18 protein-coding genes, 1 pseudogene and 2 other annotated features are annotated in these 21,123 nt (G+C 64.9%); of the genes and pseudogenes, 7 read left to right on the forward strand and 12 right to left on the reverse strand.

Going from position 1 to position 21,123, the window contains the following annotated elements; translation table 11 throughout:
• The first annotated feature begins 83 nt into the window (after positions 1 to 83).
• On the forward strand, positions 84 to 1,307 hold the full coding sequence (locus tag FE263_RS18125) for an MFS transporter (protein WP_138327449.1): 1,224 nt from the start codon (positions 84 to 86) through the stop codon (positions 1,305 to 1,307).
• 108 nt (positions 1,308 to 1,415) lie between these two features.
• Here FE263_RS18125 and FE263_RS18130 read toward each other — a convergent pair.
• A pseudogene (locus FE263_RS18130) lies at positions 1,416 to 2,119 on the reverse strand (SulP family inorganic anion transporter); the annotation flags it as partial.
• 361 nt (positions 2,120 to 2,480) lie between these two features.
• Positions 2,481 to 2,536 (reverse strand) — a sequence feature (sul1 is cis-regulatory element that is thought to sense ions involved in sulfur or methionine metabolism; They are found in Alphaproteobacteria).
• Between the two features lie 166 nt (positions 2,537 to 2,702).
• Here FE263_RS18130 and FE263_RS18135 point away from each other — a divergent pair.
• The 6 genes from FE263_RS18135 (at position 2,703) to FE263_RS18160 (ending at position 8,749) form a co-directional block, all read left to right on the forward strand.
• Positions 2,703 to 3,095, forward strand: coding sequence for an ArsR/SmtB family transcription factor (locus FE263_RS18135; RefSeq protein ID WP_138327450.1), 393 nt, complete (start codon positions 2,703 to 2,705; stop codon positions 3,093 to 3,095).
• A complete protein-coding gene (locus FE263_RS18140) occupies positions 3,052 to 3,579 on the forward strand; it encodes an arsenate reductase ArsC (RefSeq protein ID WP_138327451.1) in 528 nt (175 codons plus the stop codon). Before FE263_RS18135 ends, FE263_RS18140 begins: the two co-directional genes overlap by 44 nt.
• A 7-nt stretch (positions 3,580 to 3,586) precedes the next feature.
• Positions 3,587 to 4,009, forward strand: a complete 423-nt coding sequence (gene arsC, locus FE263_RS18145; protein ID WP_138327452.1) for an arsenate reductase (glutaredoxin) — start codon at positions 3,587 to 3,589, stop codon at positions 4,007 to 4,009.
• Between the two features lie 89 nt (positions 4,010 to 4,098).
• Positions 4,099 to 5,394: an arsenic transporter gene (locus tag FE263_RS18150; protein WP_138327453.1), complete on the forward strand. Its 1,296-nt coding sequence runs from the start codon at positions 4,099 to 4,101 to the stop codon at positions 5,392 to 5,394.
• A gap of 8 nt (positions 5,395 to 5,402) precedes the next feature.
• Positions 5,403 to 6,095 (forward strand): arsenical resistance protein ArsH, encoded by a 693-nt coding sequence (gene arsH / locus FE263_RS18155; protein ID WP_408886216.1) that lies wholly within the window; start codon positions 5,403 to 5,405, stop codon positions 6,093 to 6,095.
• Between the two features lie 778 nt (positions 6,096 to 6,873).
• Positions 6,874 to 6,929 (forward strand) — a sequence feature (sul1 is cis-regulatory element that is thought to sense ions involved in sulfur or methionine metabolism; They are found in Alphaproteobacteria).
• Positions 6,930 to 7,381: 452 nt separating this feature from the next.
• Entirely contained in the window at positions 7,382 to 8,749 is a 1,368-nt protein-coding gene (locus tag FE263_RS18160; protein WP_171034197.1) for an oligosaccharide flippase family protein, read from the forward strand.
• Between the two features lie 116 nt (positions 8,750 to 8,865).
• Here the strand turns inward: FE263_RS18160 and FE263_RS18165 are convergent, their stop codons facing one another.
• The 11 genes from FE263_RS18165 to FE263_RS18215 all read right to left on the reverse strand — a co-directional run bounded on the left by FE263_RS18165 (position 8,866) and on the right by FE263_RS18215 (position 21,014).
• Entirely contained in the window at positions 8,866 to 9,048 is a 183-nt protein-coding gene (locus tag FE263_RS18165; protein ID WP_138327456.1) for a hypothetical protein, read from the reverse strand.
• A 458-nt stretch (positions 9,049 to 9,506) separates the two neighbouring features.
• The gene (locus FE263_RS18170) at positions 9,507 to 10,268 is read right to left on the reverse strand and encodes a segregation and condensation protein A (RefSeq protein WP_138327457.1); all 762 of its coding nucleotides are present in this window, start codon (positions 10,266 to 10,268) and stop codon (positions 9,507 to 9,509) included.
• A 42-nt stretch (positions 10,269 to 10,310) separates the two neighbouring features.
• Positions 10,311 to 11,885, reverse strand: coding sequence for an IS66 family transposase (gene tnpC / locus FE263_RS18175; RefSeq protein WP_138327458.1), 1,575 nt, complete (start codon positions 11,883 to 11,885; stop codon positions 10,311 to 10,313).
• 40 nt (positions 11,886 to 11,925) lie between these two features.
• Positions 11,926 to 12,273 carry an IS66 family insertion sequence element accessory protein TnpB gene (gene tnpB, locus FE263_RS18180; protein ID WP_138327459.1) on the reverse strand — a complete coding sequence of 116 codons (348 nt, stop codon included), beginning with the start codon at positions 12,271 to 12,273 and terminating at the stop codon, positions 11,926 to 11,928.
• Entirely contained in the window at positions 12,270 to 12,632 is a 363-nt protein-coding gene (gene tnpA, locus FE263_RS18185) for an IS66-like element accessory protein TnpA (RefSeq protein ID WP_171034198.1), read from the reverse strand. Before tnpA ends, tnpB begins: the two co-directional genes overlap by 4 nt.
• Before the next feature lie 385 nt (positions 12,633 to 13,017).
• Entirely contained in the window at positions 13,018 to 13,881 is an 864-nt protein-coding gene (locus FE263_RS18190) for an ABC transporter permease (RefSeq protein ID WP_138327461.1), read from the reverse strand.
• The gene (locus FE263_RS18195) at positions 13,878 to 14,480 is read right to left on the reverse strand and encodes an ABC transporter ATP-binding protein (RefSeq protein ID WP_138327462.1); all 603 of its coding nucleotides are present in this window, start codon (positions 14,478 to 14,480) and stop codon (positions 13,878 to 13,880) included. The genes FE263_RS18190 and FE263_RS18195 overlap by 4 nt, the downstream gene beginning before the upstream one ends.
• A 49-nt stretch (positions 14,481 to 14,529) precedes the next feature.
• On the reverse strand, positions 14,530 to 17,580 hold the full coding sequence (locus FE263_RS18200; protein ID WP_138327463.1) for an efflux RND transporter permease subunit: 3,051 nt from the start codon (positions 17,578 to 17,580) through the stop codon (positions 14,530 to 14,532).
• On the reverse strand, positions 17,577 to 18,626 hold the full coding sequence (locus tag FE263_RS18205; RefSeq protein ID WP_138327464.1) for an efflux RND transporter periplasmic adaptor subunit: 1,050 nt from the start codon (positions 18,624 to 18,626) through the stop codon (positions 17,577 to 17,579). The genes FE263_RS18200 and FE263_RS18205 overlap by 4 nt, the downstream gene beginning before the upstream one ends.
• Positions 18,623 to 20,002 carry a TolC family protein gene (locus FE263_RS18210; protein WP_171034199.1) on the reverse strand — a complete coding sequence of 460 codons (1,380 nt, stop codon included), beginning with the start codon at positions 20,000 to 20,002 and terminating at the stop codon, positions 18,623 to 18,625. The genes FE263_RS18205 and FE263_RS18210 overlap by 4 nt, the downstream gene beginning before the upstream one ends.
• The gene (locus FE263_RS18215) at positions 19,986 to 21,014 is read right to left on the reverse strand and encodes a YncE family protein (RefSeq protein WP_138327466.1); all 1,029 of its coding nucleotides are present in this window, start codon (positions 21,012 to 21,014) and stop codon (positions 19,986 to 19,988) included. The genes FE263_RS18210 and FE263_RS18215 overlap by 17 nt, the downstream gene beginning before the upstream one ends.
• Positions 21,015 to 21,123: the final 109 nt, after the last annotated feature.

A 21,123-nucleotide genomic window follows, 5' to 3' on the forward strand; every position in this document is an offset into this window, starting at 1 on the left:
TTAACGAGGTGGGCCGCACGCTATGACGCAGCGACTCAGCTGGGCATACGAGAACATAGAGCCGTAAGGAAACACGTCAGCACATGAACACGCTGCAGGGGCCGGGACACAAAACCGGCCAGATAGAGCTCTGGTTTCTGACTTACTTGCTGCTAGGCATCGCCGTGTACGGCCTGTCTGTCATCCTCATGCCGTCGGTCGTCGCCGCCGCCGGACATCGCCCCTTTCGGATCGGCGCGGTTGTTGCGCTTCAAAATGCGGGGTTGCTCATTGCACCTGGGGTGGGGCTTTGGATGGACCGGTTTGAACGGCACCGTTTGGTTCTGATGTCCGGTTGCCTAATGATCGCGCTTGGCTTTCTGGGGCTGTATTCTGTTACGAGCCTCACCGCGCTCTTATTCTCCGCGTTCTGCATTGGTCTTGGAACGGCAGCTGCAACCACAGCAACAATGGTGTTTACCATTGCGGAAAGGTCTTCCCAAGACTGGAGCGGTAGAATTGGATATGTCCAACTCTTCAACTCGATTGGCACGACTATAGGATTTGGCTTAGCGGGGTGGCTTTCGTTACGTGCCGCAACTATGGCCGGGATCGTAGCTGCCGTGGCTGCCGCAGGGGTGACCCGGTTCACACTACCTGCTCGGGTTTGCAGGTCAGCTACTGCAAATCCCGAACCAAGCACTCAACCAGATACAGAGGCATATCAGGGCTTTCCAGGAGATCTCCCGCGCCTTCTTGTAGGATGGTTTATCCTAGGCTTTGGAATATCGTGCTTTTCTTCACCATACCCCGTCATCATGCGTCGTGTATTCGACATCGGTATTAGATCATCGTCATCTGTGTTGTCAGTCGCCACTCTCGTCGGGCTCCCGCTGTATGCGATCAGTGGGATGATGGTCATACATCTAGGATCTCTGCGTGTTTTGGTCATAGGCACCGTGTGTCGGTTTGCCAGCCTCACTACGCTCTCGTTGATTGCTCTCTCGAATTTGGAAAAGGGAAAGGGTGTTGTTCTATTGATTGCGGTCGGAATCTTCCAGGCTTCTTGGCCCCTCATAAGTGTTTCTGTCAGCGATCAGCTCTTTAGGGCGTCGTCCTGTGGCCGGGGCTTTGCCGTCGGACTGCTGACGTTTGTCGGCGCTGCTGCTTCCGCATCGGGCGCAATCATCGGCGGTGTCATAGCCGGCCACGTCGGATATCGGGGTGTAATCTATGTCGCTGCTATAATCCTCTTACTAGCAGTCTCAGAAATCCTGTCGAGAAATGCCAAGCAGAGGACTAGGGGTCCGGATAGGATACCTGCCTAGCACTACTTTGGCAGAAGATGGTTGGATCGGCGTTTGCGACAGTGCGGACATCGTGCCGTCGGTGGCGGGGCGAGCAGAGCGAGGACGGCTTTTCGTACGGCTGGCAGGGTCGAGCAGGCCTACCGCGGCCATCGTCAACGAAAACGGCAGGATGATCCGCAGCGTCTCGAGCGTCAGCGGGACTTGCGGAAAGTGGAAGGTGGGGAGCGACGTCGGCAGCTTACCCATGTCGCCGACCGTGTTGACGTGGATGCCGCCATAAACGGTGATGATCGTCAGCACGATGATTGCGACCAGCGGCGAAGGCACCATTTTCGTCAGCCGCGGGAACAGGTAAATGATGGCAAGCGCCCCTGCGACGAGCAGGTAGGTCACCGGCGGCACGTGGATCAGCTGCGGCAACTGAGCCATGAAGATCAGGATGGCGAGCGCGTTGACGAACCCGGTAATTACGAGCGCAAGACGTACTGCATCAGCAGGTCCAGCCGCAGCAGACCCGCAATGACCTGGAATACGCCCATCAAGATGGTCGCCGCGAGCAGGTAATCGACACCGTGATCGCGAATGAGCGGCAGCACGAGTACGGCGATGGCAGCCGTTGCGGCGGAGATCATAGCCCGGCGACCACCGACAAATGCGATGATCGTTGCGATCGAGAACGACGCATACAGGCCGACCCTGGGATCGACGCCGGCGATGATCGAGAAGCCGATCGCCTCGGGTATCAGGGCCAGCGCGACGACGATGCCGGCCAGAATATCGGCGTGCGGATTGGCGAACCACTCGCATCTCAGAGAGGGAAAGGCTGGCATCGAGTTCCTATCGTGAGTAGTTGAAGAAGCGTTTTCTGTTTCGGTCGGAGCGGGCAGGATGTCGCGGCGGATGCTCGCGGGCCGAGGCCGTCCAGGCGGATCAGCGAAGCTGTCCGGCGCCAGTCGGGGCTGCCCAAACACGCCGACTGCGATCTCTCGCGGTATTTGGCTGGGTTTGATGATCATGGCTCGATGAGCCGGCCTTGGATGCAGGCAAAGGAAACCGCAAGGAGGTCGCGCTGTGCTCGAGGAGCGCCCGCGAACCATTTTGGTTCAGGTGCTATCTGGTTCAGTCATAAAAATTCTCGGATCGAACACGGACGCAGGACAGCCGAGCGACGGCAACCAGGTCTTACGTGCTTATGATCCAGCGGATTGGCGGCTGGAATAGCCACCCGGGATTGCACCGGGTCCGGTCGAAGGGACTTACCGGCACCTTGCTCAAGAAAGCAACCCCGAGGGATGATGAGCGGATGAGCAGATGAGCGGATGAGCGGATGAGCGGATGAGCGGATGAGTGCTGATACGCGATAATGCCGTCATCAGGACTCGACAAAGCTAGCATATCTTATATGCTAGATACATGGATAACCAGCCTGCGATAAACGCGCTCAGTGCTCTTGCCCAAACCACCCGCCTGGACACCTTCCGCTTGCTCGTCAAGCACGAGCCAGACGGCCTGCCTGCGGGTGAAGTCGCCCGCCTGCTCGATGTGCCGCAGAACACCATGTCGGCGCATTTGGCCACCCTGGCACGGGCGGGGTTGATTCGATCCGAACGGCAGAGCCGCTCGATCATCTACCGCGCTGATCTCGATCAACTGCGCGATCTGATGCTGTTCCTCGTCAAGGATTGCTGCGGCGGGCGTGCCGATTTGTGCGCTCCGTTGATCGCGGCGCTCACGTCCTGCTGTCCCCCGAAAAGGTGCTGCAATGACCACTCGCGCGTTCAACGTGCTGTTCCTCTGCACGGGTAACTCGGCTCGCTCGATCCTGGCCGAAAGCGTTCTCCGCAAGGACGGTGCAGGCCGCTTCAACGCCTACTCGGCCGGCAGTCATCCCAAAGGCGCGGTTCATCCGGCAGCCCTTAGCCTCCTCGCCGATATGGACTATCCAACTGAAGGACTGCGTTCCAATAACTGGGACGAGTTCGCCGTGGCTGGCGCTCCGGTGATGGATTTTGTCTTCACGGTCTGCGACGACGCGGCCGGGGAGACGTGCCCGGTCTGGCCCGGGCAGCCGATCACGGCGCATTGGGGCATCGCTGATCCTGCCGCCGTCGACGGCGCTGATTGGGAGCGCGAGCGTGCCTTCGTCATGGCACTTCGCTACATGAAACAACGTATCGCCGCTTTCACAGCCCTTCCGCTCGCGAGCCTGGAACGCGTCAGCCTGACTGCGAAGCTGCGCGAGATCGGCCATGCCGAGGGTGCCTCGTCACCACGATCCGATGTCGCGTGAGGCACTCATGACCGTCACCATCTATCACAACCCGACCTGCGGGACGTCGCGAAACACCTTGGCGCTGATCCGCAACAGCGGCACCGAGCCCGAAGTAATCGAGTACCTCAAGACGCCGCCAAGCCGGGACACCCTGCTCGACCTCATGCGCCGCGGCGACCTGACGCCACGCGCTCTGCTCCGCGAGAAGGGCACACCTTACGCCGAGCTCGGGCTCGCCGACCCGGCGCAGACCGACGACCAAATCGTGGACGCGATGATTGCGCATCCCATTCTCATCAATCGGCCTCTGGTTGTGACGCCGCTGGGCGTGAAGCTTTGCCGCCCGTCCGAAGCCGTCCTCGAGATTCTACCGGACCCGCAGCGCGCCGCCTTCACCAAGGAAGACGGCGAGAAGGTCATCGATGCGGCCGGGCAGCGTGTAACCTGACGCGCTCCGCCTAGCTCACGCTCTTCATCGCACCACGGCGGCCTCTCCAAGCGGCCTCGAACCCGCACGTTTGCGGGCTGAGTATCCCTATGCTTGCTCTGCTCATCTTCCTGGCCACCCTCGTGCTCGTCATCTGGCAGCCGCGCGGCCTCGGCATTGGCTGGAGCGCCGTGGGCGGTGCGGTGCTCGCCTTACTGACCGGAGTGATCGGCTGGGGTGACGTCCCCGTGGTCTGGCATATCGTGTGGGACGCGACCTTCACCTTCGTGGCACTGATCGTGATCTCGCTGCTGCTGGACGAGGCGGGCTTCTTTCAGTGGGCCGCGTTGCACGTCGCCCGATGGGGCGGCGGAAGCGGGCGACGGCTTTTGCCGCTCGTCGTGGTGCTTGGCGCGGTCATCGCCGCCTTCTTCGCCAATGACGGGGCGGCGCTGCTGCTGACCCCGATCGTGGTAGGGATCCTGCTACGGCTCGACTTCTCACCCGCGGCGACGCTGGCTTTCGTGGTGGCGACCGGCTTCGTGGCCGATACGACCAGCTTGCCGCTGATCATTTCCAACTTGGTCAACATCGTCTCGGCAAACTTCTTCGATGTCAGCTTCGACCGCTACGCAGCGGTGATGGTGCCGGTCGACCTCGTCTCGCTTGCCGCGACGCTGACCGTGTTGTGGTTCGCCTACCGGCGCGTGGTGCCGGTCCACTATCACATGGCTCAGCTCGAAGCGCCGGCGAGTGCCATCCACGATCGGCTGATCTTCCGGGCCGCCTTTCCATTATTGGTCCTGCTATTGGTCGCCTACTTCGTGCTGGCGCCGCTCGGCGTGCCGGTGTCAGTGGTGACCGGCGCCGCCGCGTTCGTGCTTCTAGGGATGGCGCTGCGCGGCCGGGTCGTGCCGGTGGGCAAGGTGCTGCGCGGGGCACCGTGGCAGATCGTGGTGTTCAGCCTGGGCATGTACCTTGTGGTCTACGGTCTGCGCAACGCCGGCCTGTCCAATCATTTGGCGGGTGCGCTGATCTGGTTGGCCGGGCAGGGGCCGTGGGTCGCGACGATCGGCACCGGCTTCGGCGCCGCGCTGCTCTCCTCGGTGATGAACAACATGCCAGGCGTGCTGGCCGGCGCACTCTCCATCGAGGCAGCCCGCGGCATTCCGGCCGCAACGCGTGAGCTGATGATCTATGCCAACGTTATTGGTTGCGATCTCGGTCCGAAATTCACGCCCATCGGCAGCCTGGCGACGCTGCTCTGGCTGCATGTGCTGGGGACCAAGGGCATCCGCATTGGTTGGGGTCAGTACATGCGCGTTGGTCTCGCCATCACCCCGCCCGTGCTGCTGGTGGTGCTTGCCGCCCTGGCGCTCTGGCTACCGCTGCTGGGGCCGGAATGAGCACGCCGATGGACGAGATGCCGGCTTTGCGGGCCGGTCTGCTGATGCCGCCAGATCTGACACGCCTGGAGCCAACCTCACGCGCGATACATCCAGCACGCATCCTACTGCTCTACGGTTCGTTGCGGGAACGGTCGTTCAGCCGGTTACTGGTCGAGGAGGCCGACCGGTTGCTGCGGGCGATGGGCGCCGAAACTAGGATCTTCGACCCGCGCGAACTACCGATGGCGAACGGCGCGCCGAAGGATCACCCAAAGGTGCAGGAGCTACGGGCCCTATCGCTGTGGTCCGAGGGGCAGGTCTGGTGCTCGCCCGAGGTGCACGGCGCGGTGACGGGCGCGTTCAAGAACCAGATCGACTGGCTGCCGCTCGAGGAGGGCTCCGTGCGGCCGACCCAGGGCCGAACCCTGGCGGTGATGGAGGTGTCGGGCGGCTCGCAAAGCTTCAACGCGGTGAACACGCTGCGCCTGCTCGGCCGCTGGATGCGGATGATCACAATCCCAAACCAGTCCAGCGTGCCGCGGGCCTACGAGCAATTCGACGAAGCCGGGCGCATGAAGCCAAGTCCGCTCTACGATCGGGTGGTGGATGTGATGGAGGAACTGCTCCGCTTCACGTTACTGCTGCGCGACCGAGGCGACTACTTGGTCGACCGCTACAGCGAGCGGAAAAGCCAGTTCAAGTTGCCGGATGCGCTGTAGCGACGATGGCCGGAAGCAGAAGCCGACGTAGGGTCTTCCTGGCCTTCCGCACGGCGCTTGCAGCGACATCTCTCGGCTTTGACATCGGCACGTAACGCTACCGCACCGCATTCGTCCAACGCAGTCACACTTACAGTGTTGGGCGCAGTGGCTGCAGCAGCGTGCCCTTCTCCAAGGCACCAGCATCGGCAAACTTGCCATTGCAAGAAGAGTGCTGCCACTGATCCTGTTCGAAGCAGCCGGCTACGGTCTCAAGATGGGTGCTGTCGGCTCCGAGACAGATGCTGCAAAGCGCAGCGCCATCAGTGTTCGGCATTGTGTTGGACCGGCTTGGAGTGAGCGCAGCCCTCTTCTTATCAGGCGGCATAAGTCTGGCGGCCTTGGCGCGTCTTCTCACGCAGCGTGTAAGCCAGTCTGGTTGGGATGGTGGGGCGGCTAAGGATCAACGGCAAGCAACTAAGCCTTTCAAGCTCGATGACCACGCCACGGTGGCTCAGCTCCCTCCGCGACCACCCCCGAATAAGGGTGGGCCAAGTCATGGCTTCTGCCGAATAATAATCCAAGCTATGATCCGTCTTTCCTCTTGGTAAACTACTAAATCATTCGCAATCCGAAAGTTGTCACTATGCCTTGATGGTTTATTTACGAGTTGAGCCATTCTGACTACTAGTCTAGTTCGCTTGTTAGAATAGAAGTTCTGTGAAGCTTTGGCTCGCTAAGCTGTGACATAAAAGACTATTGCTTGGCGTTTTTCTTTGGACTACACAAGGGACGATATCCCGGACCCGGTGTGAACCCGGGTGGCTCTTCCGGCCGCCGATCCGCCGGACAACGCATATGACACGACCAAAAGACCGCTCCTATCTGCGTCTTTTTCGTGCGTTTTTGCGGATTCACAATTTACATGGCGAGCATCACCGACTTCCGGCAATGGCTGGGGGTTTCAGGGACCGGAACTCCGAGCAGTCTTGTTCTGGTCGTTAGGGCTGTATCGTCGGCCATTCCGTCCGTGACCCCATGTGCCGGAGCGCGTCCTGTAACGCGGCCAACCGCGGTTTCTGCCGTCGTAATCCTCATTCCAGATCGAGAGCCACCCTAGTTTTATCCTAGCGATGAGGCTTGCCTCTCCAACTAAAGCCAGTCTGACACGTGCGCACACGGTTCCTTTCCCGATGCGCTTAATAACTCGGTGCCAAATGAATATTCGAGTTCCTGGACCTCACGCCTCGATTTGGGTGGTTGCCGAGAGTATGGCTTCCGCTGTCTTCTCCCTGATCTCTCTCCTGATGATCGGACGCGTCATTGGTCCGGCGGCTGCAGGCCTCGGCGTCATCCCTATCTCTGCTTTCATCTTGCTTGAGGTTTTGACGGCAGCACTCTTTCCGGATGCTCTGGTGCAACGTCGGCATCTTACTCGCCGGCATACGGACAGCGCGGTGACCGCCGCCGTTGTCCTCGGAGCTCTCTGCGGCCTGATGATGGCAGCAGGCGCTGCGCTGCTAGACTTTGGTGAGTTGGACAGAGGCGCGGTGCCATTGTGGCTTGCACTGGCACCCCTGCTGCCCCTTGCCGCATTCTCCGGGACAATCTCCGGCCTGCTCCTGCGTGAGCAGAGGTTTCGCATGCTGTCGATGCGCCTGCTTATCGGACAGCCAATGGCACTCGGCTTCGGACTGCTGACGGCAAAGGCTGGGCTTGGAGCCTGGGCCATGGTTGCGGTGCAGGTGGTATCGGTCCTGATCACGTTCGTTCTGATGCTCTCGGCCGTCAGGGGCCGGTTTGCACCGTACTTCGACTGGCCGGCCCTGGCGGACTTGCTGCCCGTTGCGCTGCCGACTGTCACCGGTGTCTTTGTGATGCTCGGCAAGTATAGGTTCTTCCTGCTGGCGCTTGGGTTCCTGGTGACGCCAGTGGTGCTAGCCTTGTCCAACTTTGCGTTTCGCTTGTTGGACGCAGCCTTGGCGCTGGTATGGCAGTGCGTTGCTAAGATCGGGATCTCCCGGCTATGCGCCTTACAGGACGACCGTAACGCACTTGCCGAAGCTTACGGCGATCTCACTGAGCTGCAGGCTATATTAGGATTTGCAATCTGCGGGGGTGTGGCAGTGACATCTCATGACCTTGTGGCCGTACTCATGGGTCCATCCTGGGCCGCGAGCAGCACGGCAATCGGAGTCGCAGCCGTCGCCTCGACCTTGAACTTTGTTGCCGGGGACTACACCAGCCTGTTCGTGGCAGTTGGCAAGGCGAAGCGCAACTTTTACGTGGCGGTCTGCTCCGTTGTTGTACCGCTGCTAGCTCTGTTGATCCTGATGCCGACAACCCCTGCCACCGCAGCTATCGCTTGGTGTGCGCAGGCTATAGTGCTACCACCAATACTGACCATTGTCGTGCTGCGCGAGCTTGATCGTCCGCTGCTTTGGTTGTTGCGAAAGCTGTTTCCCGGGGCAATTGGATGTGCTGCGATGATTGCCAGCGTGATGACCATGCAACGGACTGTGTTCATGGAACCAGTGGCACGGCTTAGCGGATCAGTGATCCTAGGCGCGGTCGTCTTTATCCTGGTCACCTGGATAGCTATCGGTCGGCGTTCACCCCGGGCTCTAGCCGTCGGCCTGCTTCACCCACGATCAGGCACGTTATTCGTGACATGATGCGAACGTCGATGCATAAATAGTTCCGCTTTAACTTCGCCCTATTAGCTACACCCATTTTGGTTATTGGGCCGCTAAAGGCATCGCCTCGTGGTTGGCTTCGGTTGGTCCATGAACTAAGAAACCGATGGAACAACGGAGGGGCTGACTTGCTCCGGCGCGTCCATTACTAATCGCAGCGCCTGCGCTTTGACGTTGGAGCTAACGCGCACGCGGCTGCCGCCCGGAAGCTCGATCTCGATCGTGTCGCGCAGACAGGCCGAAACACCTGCGGGCGGCAGGTCCGGTGTGATCGTCACCGGAACGGTATCCGTCCGGTGTCACCGCCTGCTGTAACGTCCGGAGTTACACGACTCTACGCGCACTTTTTAGATGTGGCGTAAAGGCAGTTGTCCGTGGTCGAGACCATCACCGGAGATGAGCGTCGCCGCCGACGGCGGTTGGGGACAAGACCATGGACTCCCGCCGAGAACGAGGAACCGGGCGCGAGCATTGGGATCGTTGCGCGCCGCTACAACTCGCGTCATCAGCTGCTGGCCTCCAACCCAGCCGGCAGCTTAGATTACGCCCAGACACAACCTGGGTCCCTGATTGATTCCGTCAGAGACGCTCAGGCTCTATTTCATCATATGGAGCAGCACGCCGAAACTCTAGCGCGGCACAACTCACCTTAACGTCCCCTGATGAGACTCCCAGGGCGTGCCGGCTGACAAGAATTATTTGCCACGCCTCCTCCTGATCCAGCGTCAGCTGACCGTCACGGGCAAGTTCCAGGCTGGCAGCAAACGTACTCGTCAGGGCGGACCGGGCCCGAAAGCTGCCTACCGTCTCCATCCCCAGGTCCGGCAGAAAGAACGTCAACGCGCTGCCATCCGGCAGCACCGCCAGCCGCTCGCGGATGCGGGCGATCGACGCTGGCACCGGCCACAGCGTGCGCGGCGGCAGCCGATAGGCCTCTGCCAGTTGGTCCCGGCAGCGCAAGAGCCACCAGACAGGCCCGCATCAGCTCGGCAAGATCCTCTCCCTCACCCGGAACGGCCGCAATCCCCTGCTCCGACCTGCCTCTCGCCCAGACATGCACACCAAGCTGCTGCCGGCGCTCGAGCCAGTCGACGGCTGCCTGGATGTGGCGCTGGCTGAGCAGCTGCCGCCGCAACGCGTCCGCCTCTCGAAGGGCGGCCTGCGCCTCCGGCGCGCTGGTCGGCAGGATTAGTCGCGCGCGTAGCTGGGTCAGCGTCGCCGCCATCACCAGCCAGTCCGCCCAGCGCGACAAGGACGAGGCTGCCGGTCGTGTGCCGTCCTGCTGCAGCGCCTGCTCCAGTGCGTCGGCAAAGGCCTCGATCAGCGCCACGATCGACAACCGCGACAGGTCGAGACGGTGTGTTCGCACCAGCTCGAGCAGCCAGTCAAGCAGGCCCTCAAACCCGTCCACCGACAGCACCGGCGCGTCGCCCTCCCGCCGGAACGCACGCGGCTTCTGCTCCCATTCGACCTCGTCGGGCTGATCACCCCCTACCACCGGCGGTGCGGCGTAACCCTCCGGTGAGGGCCCTGTAGTAGCTCAGGCGGCCGACTGCTTGGCGTTGAGCGTGTGCGGGTAGTTCCATGGCAGCAGTTCGTTCAGGCGCTGTGCAGGGTGGTCGGCGATGCGGCGTAGCGTGTCGCCAAGCCAGGCACGCGGATCAACGTCATTGAGCCTCGCGGTCACGATCAGGCTGTAGATCGCGGCGGCTCGTTCGCCTCCACGGTCTGATCCCGCGAACAGCCACGCCTTGCGGCCGATGGCGATGCCACGCAGCGCGCGTTCCGCCGCGTTGTTGGTGAGACAGATCCGGCCGTCCTCGAGGAACCGCGTAAATGCGGTCCATCGCTTCAGCATGTAGTCCATCGCGCGCCCGACATCGTTGTGTCTCGACAGCCGCGCGCGCTCGGTGCGCATCCAGGCTTCCAGCTCGCTGACCATCGGCACGATCATCTCTTGCCGTACTGCCAGACGCTGCTCGGCAAGTTGCCCGAGGATCCCGCGCTCTGCGTCAAAGATGGCGTCGATCCGCCGCACCGCCTCGATCGCAAGCGGCGCCTTGGCCAGGTCGGCGAGGACGAACAGCTTGCGCCTGCCATGCGCCCAGCACGCTGCCTCGACAATGGTCCCAGGCGCGCGCCCCTCACGATAGAGCTCGTTGAACCCGGCATAGGCGTCCGCCTGCAGGATCCCCGTATAGCGGGAGAGATGCCGTCGCGGATGAGCCGCCGTCCGGTCGGGCGTGTAGTGGAACATCGCTGCTGGTGGGCTTGAGCTGCCGAATGGCCCGTCGTCGCGCACATAGGTCCACAATCGACCGATGCTCGTCCGGTTCCTGGCCAGCACCGGCACGGTGGTGTCGTCGCCATGCAGCCGCTCGGCTGCGAGCACATGGGCGCGGATCAGCTCGATGAGCGGCGCGAGAGCCGTGCTGCAGGCTCCGACCCAATCCGCCAGCGTGGAGACGTCGAGGTTGATCCCCTCATGGGCGAACGTCTCGCTCTGCCGGTTCAGGGGCAGATGCTGGCCGAATTTCGCCTCGAGGATGGTCGCCAGCAGTTCAGGTCCGGCGCGTCCGCGCGAGATCGGATGGAACGGCGCCGGGACCTGGGTGATCGTCTCGCAGGCGCGGCAGACCAGGCGCTCGCGCACCGTCTGCACCACCTTCCAGGAGCGTGGCACCACCTCCAGCGTCTCGGTGATGTCCTCGCCAAGCTTCGTCAGTTGCCCCTGGCAGCACGGGCAGGCCGCCGGGCCGGGGATGACGACACGCTCGCGCGGCAGATGCGCCGGGAGGGGACGCCGTGCCGGACGAGGGTGCACGGGTTCCGGCCGATCGCTGTTGGATGACGTGACGGCCGTTGCGCGATCCTCGCTGGCTGCGGCCTCGAGCTCCTCGAGTTGCAGTTCGAGCTGGTCGAGCCTGGCGCCGCGCTCGGCGGAGGCGCCGAACCGCTCCTGCCGCAGCTTGGCGATCAGCAGCTTGAGATGCGCGACCATGGCATCCAGCCCGCTCGCCCGCGCCTCTGCCTCCTGGCGCGCCGCACGCTCGGCCAGGAGGGCCGCGCGCAGCGCCTCGAGCTCGTTCGGGATCGGATCCGCCGCGTCGGTCACGCTGCAAGTGGAGCACGACGCGCACGCGGCGTGTACCCCCTTATCCCGCCATCTCCGGCCGCCAGGTGCGCTGCGGATGTCGCCAGTCGATGCCTTCCAGCATGTAGGCGAGCTGCGAGGCCGAGATCGCGACAGTTCCGTCTGCAGGCGTCGGCCAGATGAAGTGGCCGCGCTCGAGCCGCTTGGCATACAACGACATGCCGAGACCGTCGTGCCAGAGGACCTTCACCAGATCGCCACGACGGCCGCGGAACACGTAGAGGTCGCCTGCATGCGGATCGCGCTCGAGAGCCTGCTGGACCTGAAGCGCAAGGCCGTTCATGCCGCGGCGCATGTCTGTGTGCCCCGCCGCCAGCCACACGCGCACGCCGGATGGGACAGGGATCACGACCGCAAGGCCATCAGCACGCCCCGGAGCACCTTGAGGTCCGCACCACGGCCGACACGCACGCAGACGCCGCCCGGCAACATGATCTGGATCGATCGGTCAACCGGGACCTGCGGCGCCGCCCTGCTGTCGCCAACCACCGTCACCGGCAGGAAAGCAGAGCCCTCGGCCGATGACAGCCCCGCTTGTGATCCATGCATGGCGCGCCGCCAGTGCCAGAGCAGGCCGCGACTGATGTCGTGGCGGCGCGCAACGATCGCGATGCTGGCGCCCGGCTCCTCTGTCTCGGCGAGGATCCGCACCTTGTCCTCTGGCCGCCAGCGACGGCGACGCTCAACTCCGGTGATGATCTCGACCACGCCCAGCTGCCTCTAACGCCACATCTAAAAGCATGCGTAGAGTCGCCTAATTCCGGACGTCACAGCAGGCGGTGTTCACCGGACGGATACTCAGATCCCAGCATAGCTATCGAACCCTCCAAGATACCACGCAGTCCCAAAATTGGGACATGCACTTGCAACATGCCGAGCGGTGCTGCCCCCGGGCCTAGGGTCTCGAATACTGGAATGTGCTGGGACGGCTACTCGCCGCTGCGCTTCTGCCCGGCTCGATCAGGCGACCTTCACTTGCAAAGCCCTGCCCTGAAAGCCTGCCGGCTGTGGTGCGCGCGGTTAGCAGCGCCCGGCCATTCGATCCGTCCAGGGCATCCGACTGCGCGGGATGGCGGACGTCACGTGCCGGTCGTCAGCGCTGCAAGCGGCGCCGCCAGTCGGCGCGCATCGACGCTATCGCCGTAGCGACGGTCGGGGCCGTCGCCAGGATGAGGCGGTCGAGACGCAGGCGCTGACGTCCGTCTGTCAGACGCCTTAATGCGAGCATCGCAGTCAGGCCCGAGGCGAAGACGCTGCTTCCCGCGAGAAGTAACATCAGCAGGATCTGGTATTTCACGGCTTGGACTGGGTCGAGCCCTGCCAGGATCTGGCCGGTCATGATCCCCGGAAGCGTGATCAGACCTGCGGCTGACATCTGGTTGACGATTGGAAGCATGCCGCGGCGCAGTGCCGCGCGCAGCAGTGGACCAGTGGCCTGCCGGTAGCCGACTCCCAGCGCCAACTGCGTCTCGATGGCGACCCTGTCGCGCGTCACCGTCTCCAAGACGTGGTCAAGCGACAGGCTCGCCGCGTTGAGCACGCTGCCGAGGACAATGCCAACGAGCGGGATCGCGTATTGTGGCGACCACCATGGATGCGGCCGGATAGCCGTGGTCAGCGCGAGCAGGGTGGTAGTCACGGTCGCCGAGGTTACCGATGCCAGGCCCACCATCAGGTTGCCCTGGCGACGGAGCTGACGCTCAGACCGTGCCGCCACCTCCCGCGCCGCCACCAGGGTCATGAGGCCGATGGCCAGCAGCAGCAGGGCAGGCGACGCGAGCGAGAAGATCAAGCGTAGCACGTAGCCAATCAGGAGCAGCTGGATCACCATACGCGTAACCGCGATCAGCACCAGCCTGTGCAGGCCGAGATTGCACACGAGCGACAGCCCGGCCTCGACCGCCAGCAGCAGCCCGGCCGCGCCGAGATCGAGCGGCGACAGCGATACAGTCGTCATCGTGTGAGGGTGGCCACCTGCAGGCGGCCACCCTCAAGCACCGCGCAGGCAGTTCCCACCCGGTTGGCCTGCGCTGGATCATGCGTGACCATCAGGATGCTTGTCCCCGCGGCAAGTCGCTGCCGCAGCAGGTCTTCAGCACGTAGCACCGCTTCGGGATCGAGCGCTCCGGTCGGCTCGTCGAGCAGAAGCACCGGCGCATCGAGCGCCAGGACACGCAGGAGCGCCAGCCGCTGGCGTTCACCGGTCGAGCAGGACGCTACCGGGCGGGCGAAGATGTCCTGTGGCAGACCAAGAGCCGTCGCTGCCTCAACCGGCGGCGTTTTGAAGTGGGCGCCGACTTGATCCAGCCACCAGCCGCTTTCCGACGCGCCATAGACGACGCGACGTCGCCAGTCAGGCGCCGGCATGGCAGCGCGAGGGCGGCCATCAAGCAGTGCCTCCCCGTCGTGCGGATCGAGATCGGCGATCATCCTCAGCATGAGGCTTTTGCCAGCCCCGGACGGGCCGGTGACGGCAAGGCATTCCCCAGGCTCCAGAGAAAGATCGAACGGCCCGGCACGTGGGCTGCGCAAGGCGATGAGCTGCAGTCGTGGCATGACGCGCTGCGCGGGTCCCCTGATGAAGCTTCGACGACATGAAGGCGACTCACCGCCTGCCGGTGCCGGCAGGCGGACGTGCCGCTATCAAACCCAGCAGGACCGGCATTGCCAACAGCACCAGCGGGTATTGCAGCAGCAGCCCGGCGATGATCGCGATGGCCAGCGGCTGTTGGATTGCGGAGCCAGCGCCGATCGCCAGCGACAACGGCAGAAGAGTGAGGATGGCTGCCAGCACGGTCATGGTGATCGGGCGCAGCCGATTCCTGCTGGCGCTGCGGATTGCTTCGGCCGCCGGCATTCCGTGTGCCAGGTGGACATACTCCGACACGTAGAAGATCGCCATCTCGGTGCTGATGCCGACCACCATGGTCATGCCCATCAGCGCGGTGACGTTGAGTTCAACGCCGGTGAGCCATAGCGCGATTAACACCGCCAAGGTCGACAGCAGCGAGCACAGCAGGATCGCCAGAGGGACCAGCACACCGCCGTACAGGAACATCAGCAGCAGCAATTCGGCGAGAAGGGCAGCGCAGAAAACCCGCAGGAGGCCAGCGAAGGCGATCTGCTGCTGCGCATACAGGCCGCCCAGCGTGTAGCGGGTGCCGGCGGGGAGCAGTCCGGTCTTAGCGAGCGTCTTGTTGATGTCGCCGATGACGGCACCGATGCCACGTCCCTCGATGCGGCCCACCACGGGGATCATTGGCTGCAGGTTGTCGCGCGAGATCTCCGGTTGGCCGGTCGTGGGCGTCATGCTGGCGACCCGCAAGAGCGGAAATACATGGCCGTCCGGCGCCCGGATCGGCAGCGACGCCAGCGTGTCCAGGCGGAAGGTACGCGCTCCGGAGACGCTGATGCGCACGCCGAGGACCTTGGTGGGTAGCGTAAGGCTGGTGGCGACGGTGCCTGCCAGCGCATCGCTTGCCTGGCTCGCCACCTGGGCGCCGGTCATGCCCTCCAAGCCGACCCGCACCGGATCGAGCCGCAGGTCGAGGGTGTCGCCGGCGAGCTTGACGCCGTCATTGACCTCAACCACGCCTTTAATCTTCCCAAGAGCGTCGGCGACGGTTTTGGCCACCGGAACCAGTGACGCGGTGTCCTGGCCGTACAGCCGGATCTCGATCGGCTGCGGCGCTCCGGTGAGATCGCCGATCAGGTCCTCCATCGGCTGCGCGGTGTCGACCTTAAGGCCGGGCAGTTGGGCGCCGATCCGTGCCACCACGTAAGCCATGACGGCCGGCGTCGTGCGTGCGTGGCCGTCCTTCAGCCTGACGAAATAGTCGCCGTGGTAGCTCTCGCCGAGATCGGCGCCGAGGCCGGTGCCGAGCCGACGTGAGAACGTGCGCAACTCCGGCATCGCGCGCAGGATTGCATCCACCTGCGCCATCTCGCGGTCGGTCTCATCCAGCGAGGTGCCGGCCGCGGTATAGTAGTCGAGCACGAAGCCGCCCTCGTCGACTTTCGGCATGAAGCCGGTGGGCACGCGCTGGTAGGCGAACCAGCCGACGGCCAGCAGCGGCACCAGGATCGGCAGCAGCAGTAGCGGGCGTCGCGAGAAGCGATCGAGCAGGCTGCCATGCAGCCGGTCCAGCCAGCCGCCTTCGCCGGAATGATCGGTGAAGTGCGAGAAGTCGATCAGCCCGCGCGCCATCAGCGGCACCACCACCGCGGTCATCCCGTACGAGACCAGCAGCGCCGACCCCATGGTGATCGACAGCGCCTTGGAAAAGGCGCCGGTCACGCCGCTGAGAAACGCGAGCGGGATGAACACGATCAGCGTCGCGAGCGACGAGCCGGTCAGCGGCAGCAGGAACTCACGCGCCGCCGGCAGCACGTCGTCGCGCGAGCGGGCGCGCCGGGCGATGTGTTCGACCATGACGATGACGTCGTCGATCAGCAGCCCAACCGCGGCCGCAATGCCGCCGAGCGTCATGATGTTGAAGCTGAGGCCGAGCAGGCTGAGCGGGATGATGGTGACTGCCAGCGTCATCACCACGGTGGCGCAGGCGATCAGCGTGATGCGCCAGCTGCGCAGGAACAGCAGCAGGACCAGGCCCGCCAGTATCAGGCCGATCAGCACTGCGTCGCGCACGCTGGTTGCGGACCGCGTCACCAGCTGACTCTGGTCATACCAGTTCACCAGCCGCACCCCGGGCGGCAGGGCGACGCTGGCGAGCTTCTGGCGGACGTCGTGCGCCACGTTGACGGCGTTGCCGTCTGGCTGCTCGTAGACGTTGAGCAGCACCGCCGGGTTGCCGTCCTCGGTAACCCGGACCCATTGCGGCACCACGCCGGGCACCACCCGAGCCATGTCGCGCACCCGGACCACGCCGCCCGCATCGGCCCGCACCACCAGGGCGCCGATGGTCGCGGCACTCGTCGGGCTGCTGTCGGCGACGGCCAGGAACAACTTGCTGCGGTCCTGCAGCTGTCCCACCGCCTGCAGCACCGTGCTGTTGCCGACCGCGCGCGCGAGGTCGGCGAGGGTCAGGTTGTAGGCGGCCAGTCGGTGGATGTCGGCCTGCACCTGGATCTCGGCGGTGTCGCCGCCCTGCACCAGCACCCTCCCGAGGCCGGATATAGAGGAGAGCAGCGGCACCAGCTGCAGCGTCGCGAGGTCGCGCAGCGCAACCGAGTCCGCCGCCGGCGCCGCCGGCTGCCCCGGCGTGGCCGGCGGCGGCAGCAGCGCAAAGGAGATAATCGGAAACACCGTGGGATCCATGCGCCGGACGCTGTAGCCGGTGCCGGGCGGCAGCTTCGGCATCGCCTGGGTGATCGCCGCCTGAACCAGCAGCGTGCTGGCGACCATGTCGCGGCCCCAGCCGAAATCGATCGAGATCTGCGACGACCCGAACGAGCTCGACGAGCGCAGGCCCTGCACGCCCGGCACCGCGCGCACCGCCTCCTCGATTGGCCGGGTCACCAGCAGCGCGGTCTGGTCGGCCGGCCGACTGCCGCCATCGAGATCCACCACCACGCGCGGAAACGCGACTTGCGGGAACAGCCCCACCGGAAGCGAGAGGGCGAAGAGCACGCCGGCTAGGGCGAGCGCTACCGCCAGGATGACGAGGGTGCGTCCATGACGCGCAATTAGGCTCAAGGCGCGGTCGCCTCGTGCAAGGCGTCACCGTTGTCAAGTTGACTGGCGCCGGTGCGCACGATCGGCTGCGACGCCACAATTGGCCCGGTCACCAGGTCGGTGTCGCCGTCGAGAGCAAGCACCGCAACCTTTACCAGCACCGCCTTGCCGGCGTCGGCCTGGAACAGGTAGGCACCGCCGCCGTCCTCCAGCACTGCTGCGTGCGGTACCAGCCATCCGGAGAGCGTGCCCACGGTGATCTCGGCGCGCATGTCACTGCCGGGCAGCACCTGTCCCGCAGTCGCCGCCAGGTCGACGTCCACCAAGCGCGAGCGCGGATTTAGAGCTGCATCAACCCGCAGCACCGAAGCCGGCCGGGCCGGCCCGCCACGCAGCGCTTGTACGATTGCCGCTTGGCCCGGATGCAGGTCGGCCAGCCGGTCCGGGTCCACGCCCACCGTGACTACGATGCCATCGTTGCGAGCCAACGTAGCCAGGGTCGCCCCTGCGGCGACACGGTCGCCCGCTGCCACGGGAACGGCGACCACGGTGCCGTCGAACGGTGCCGTCACCGTCCGTATCAGGCGATCAGCGCCCTCGCGACGCAACGCATCCACCGAGGCCTGGGCATCCGCGAGCGCCTTGGTGGCCTGGTCGAGCTGGTCGCGGGTGCCAAGGTGGCGCTCAAGCAGCAGGGCGGCATGCGCTCGCTCCTGCAGCGCCAGCGCCAGCTGCGTGCGGGCCTGTTCCCATCCCTGCCGGGCCAGGGCGGACGCCTCCCACTCCAGTATCGGCGCGCCCCGCTGCACTGCCTCGCCAGGTGCCCGTAGGATCTGGCGCACCCGGCCCTCTTGCAACAAGCTGAGAGTCTGCGTTGCATTGTTGGCGGGCACCGCCATGCCGTAGGCCTCGATGCGGTCGGGCAGGGTCCCGGACACCGGCTTGATCGTTGTCACCAGCACGCTCGGCGCCGGCTCCGCCTTGGTCACGGCTCCCACCGCAAACGCTGCGAGGGGTGTCGTGGCGGACGCCAGCAGCAGGCAGGCATTCCGCAGTATTCGTCTCATGGTGCGCGTTCCGCGATCTGCGTGAGTGGCTCCGGGTCGTCGGCGGCCGTCAACGGCGGCAGGCCGGTGCCCGCCAGAGTCTCGATCGCGACCTGCTGCTCAAGCAGGCTCTGCTGCAGCACGATCAGCTCCGCCTGACGGGTGAAGCGGGCGACCTGCAGGTCGATGCGCGCCTGCGGGTCGATCAGCCCCGAGACGTCGGCGGCGTCCGCAGCGCGTGCCGCCGCCAGCACCGCCGGCAGCTGCGCTCGCGCGGTCGCGACCTGCTCCTGGAGCTGCGCCGTCTCGTCGAGGCGCGCCCGCACGTCGCCATCGGCGGCGGCGAGTCTCGCGGCATACTCGTCATGCAGCTGCTGCCTGGTGGCGCGGGCGGCGGCAATGCGACCCTGGCCGCGATCGAACACCGGCAGCTCCAGGCTGAGCTGCGGGCCGAAGGCGCGGACGTTGGTGTTGTCGCTGCCGCCGGTCGGCCCGAAGCTGACGTTCGGGAACTGGGTGATCAGCGCGCTGCGTATCTGCTCGTCTGCCGCCCGGTAGCCCCAGCGAAGCGCCACCAAGTCAGGCCGGCGATGCGGCAGCGCCGGCAACGCTGTGCGGATCGCGCCGGCGTCGAGCGGCGGCAGGTTGATGCAATCGGCCAGCACCAGGAGCGCATCCGGACGTAGCCCAAGCAGGGCGGCCAGCCTGTGGCGTTGCTGCAGCAGCAGGCGCATGGCGTCGCGCGTGCGGGTCTGGGCGTCGGTGAGCGCCGCGAGATCGGGAGCGATGGTGGCATAGGTCGCGTCCCCGGCCGCCAGCGCCCGCCGCCGCTCGTCGAGGCGTCCGCCCAGCAGCTGGCGCAGCCCGTCCAGCAGCCGCAGGCCGCGCTGCTCCTCGATCAGCTGAACCATCAGCAGCCGGGCCTGCCCGGCGACCTGCCATTCCTGCCACAGCAGGTCGGCCTCGACCTGATGCTTGCTGGCGCGGGCGGCGCGAACCGCGCTCGGCCGCATCAGCAGCGACCGCAGGTCGACGGTGAAGCCAGCGTTCCAAGCGGTGGTGGTGCCGGGCCCAGCCAGCGTGGGGGTGGCCGACAGGCTGGCCTGCGGGTTCGGCAGGATGCCCGCCTGCAGCAGTTGTGCCGCAGCCACGCCGGTGCGATTGCGCGCTGCACGCAAATCGGGATTGTTCAGCACCGCCAGCCGGACCACGTCGGAGACCGTGAGCGCCGCCGGCAATGGGCGGTCGTGCACCAGCCCGCCTAGGTCCGGCGAGAGCGCCGCCTGTTGCGGCAAAGGTAGGGCGGCGTAGTGTGCGCAGCCGCCCAGCGATGCTGCCAGGAGCAGCCCAGCCGGCTTCATCGACAGCCGCACGATCGTATCAGTGCATGTCGACAACGAGCACACCGAAGCTTCCGGGCACCAGCTTCGGCTTCTGCCCCTTGGCGCGCACGGTGTCGCCATACGGCAGGTAGAGGCGCTCAGTGGCAGGATCGTAGGCCCCAGTGCGCGCACCCGCTCGCGTCGCCAGCGTCCGCACCACGTGCGGGGTCGGCGCAAGGGCGACCTCAACCAGGGTGCCGTTGCCACCACTTGGGATGAACATCCGATCGCGCGGCGGATCCGCGATCACCGCATCCGGATGTCGCCCGATGGCGAAGCTGGCGCGCTCCGTGCCGTCGGCGCTAAGCACCTTGGCCACCCCATTGCCGCAGGCGGAGACCAGCAGGTGGCGCGCCCGGCTGTAGGCCAGCCCGGTCGGCCCCTCGCAACCGGCAAGCGGAAGGCGCGCGGTCACCGTGCCGGAAGCCAGCGAGATCACCGCAATCTGGTTGCGGTCCTCGACATTGATGAACAGCCGCCCTGCACCGTCCAGCGCCGCTGCCTCCAGCTTGCCGCCGACGGGGATGTGTCCACTCACATGCGGCCTGGGCGCCATGACGTCGATCCGGGTGACGCCGCCGTCGCCACCGTCCATGACCAGAACCTGGCCGGACGCTACATCGAAGGTCGCGGCGTCCGGCCTGATCCCGGTCCTGAAGCTCGCCAGCAGCGCACCGCTGGTGCCATCGACGAGGCTGGCTGTGTCGGTGTCACCGTTGGTAAACAGCACGCGGTTGCCGGGCAGCGGCAGCACCTCGTGCACATGCCGTCCCGGCGCCAGTCGCGGTCCCGGCTGGTTGTCAACCAGTGTCACGGTCTGCACCCCGTCCATCCTGGCGACGAGCAGCCGCCCCGAGCTGGCATCGACGGCGGCATAGTCCCAACCGCCCGCCTGATCTGAGCCATGCAGGTCGGCCACCACCCGGAGCACCGAAGCATATGGAAACGCAGCATGGGTCGCAGTAGCCAGTGTCGGCGCCGTCAGAACCATCAGCAAGCTCGACAAGGTTCGCTTGATCATCTGCATGTCCCATTCCTTAGCCATAACAGGCTGGACGGGCGCAGCTTGTCGGACCATGACGCGAAGCTTGTGGATCGACAACTTGACGGCGCGCGGAACTCCGGCGCGAAGGAAA

The sequence above is a fragment of the Lichenicoccus roseus genome (assembly GCF_005844085.1).
GTDB classification, from domain to species: domain Bacteria; phylum Pseudomonadota; class Alphaproteobacteria; order Acetobacterales; family Acetobacteraceae; genus Lichenicoccus; species Lichenicoccus roseus.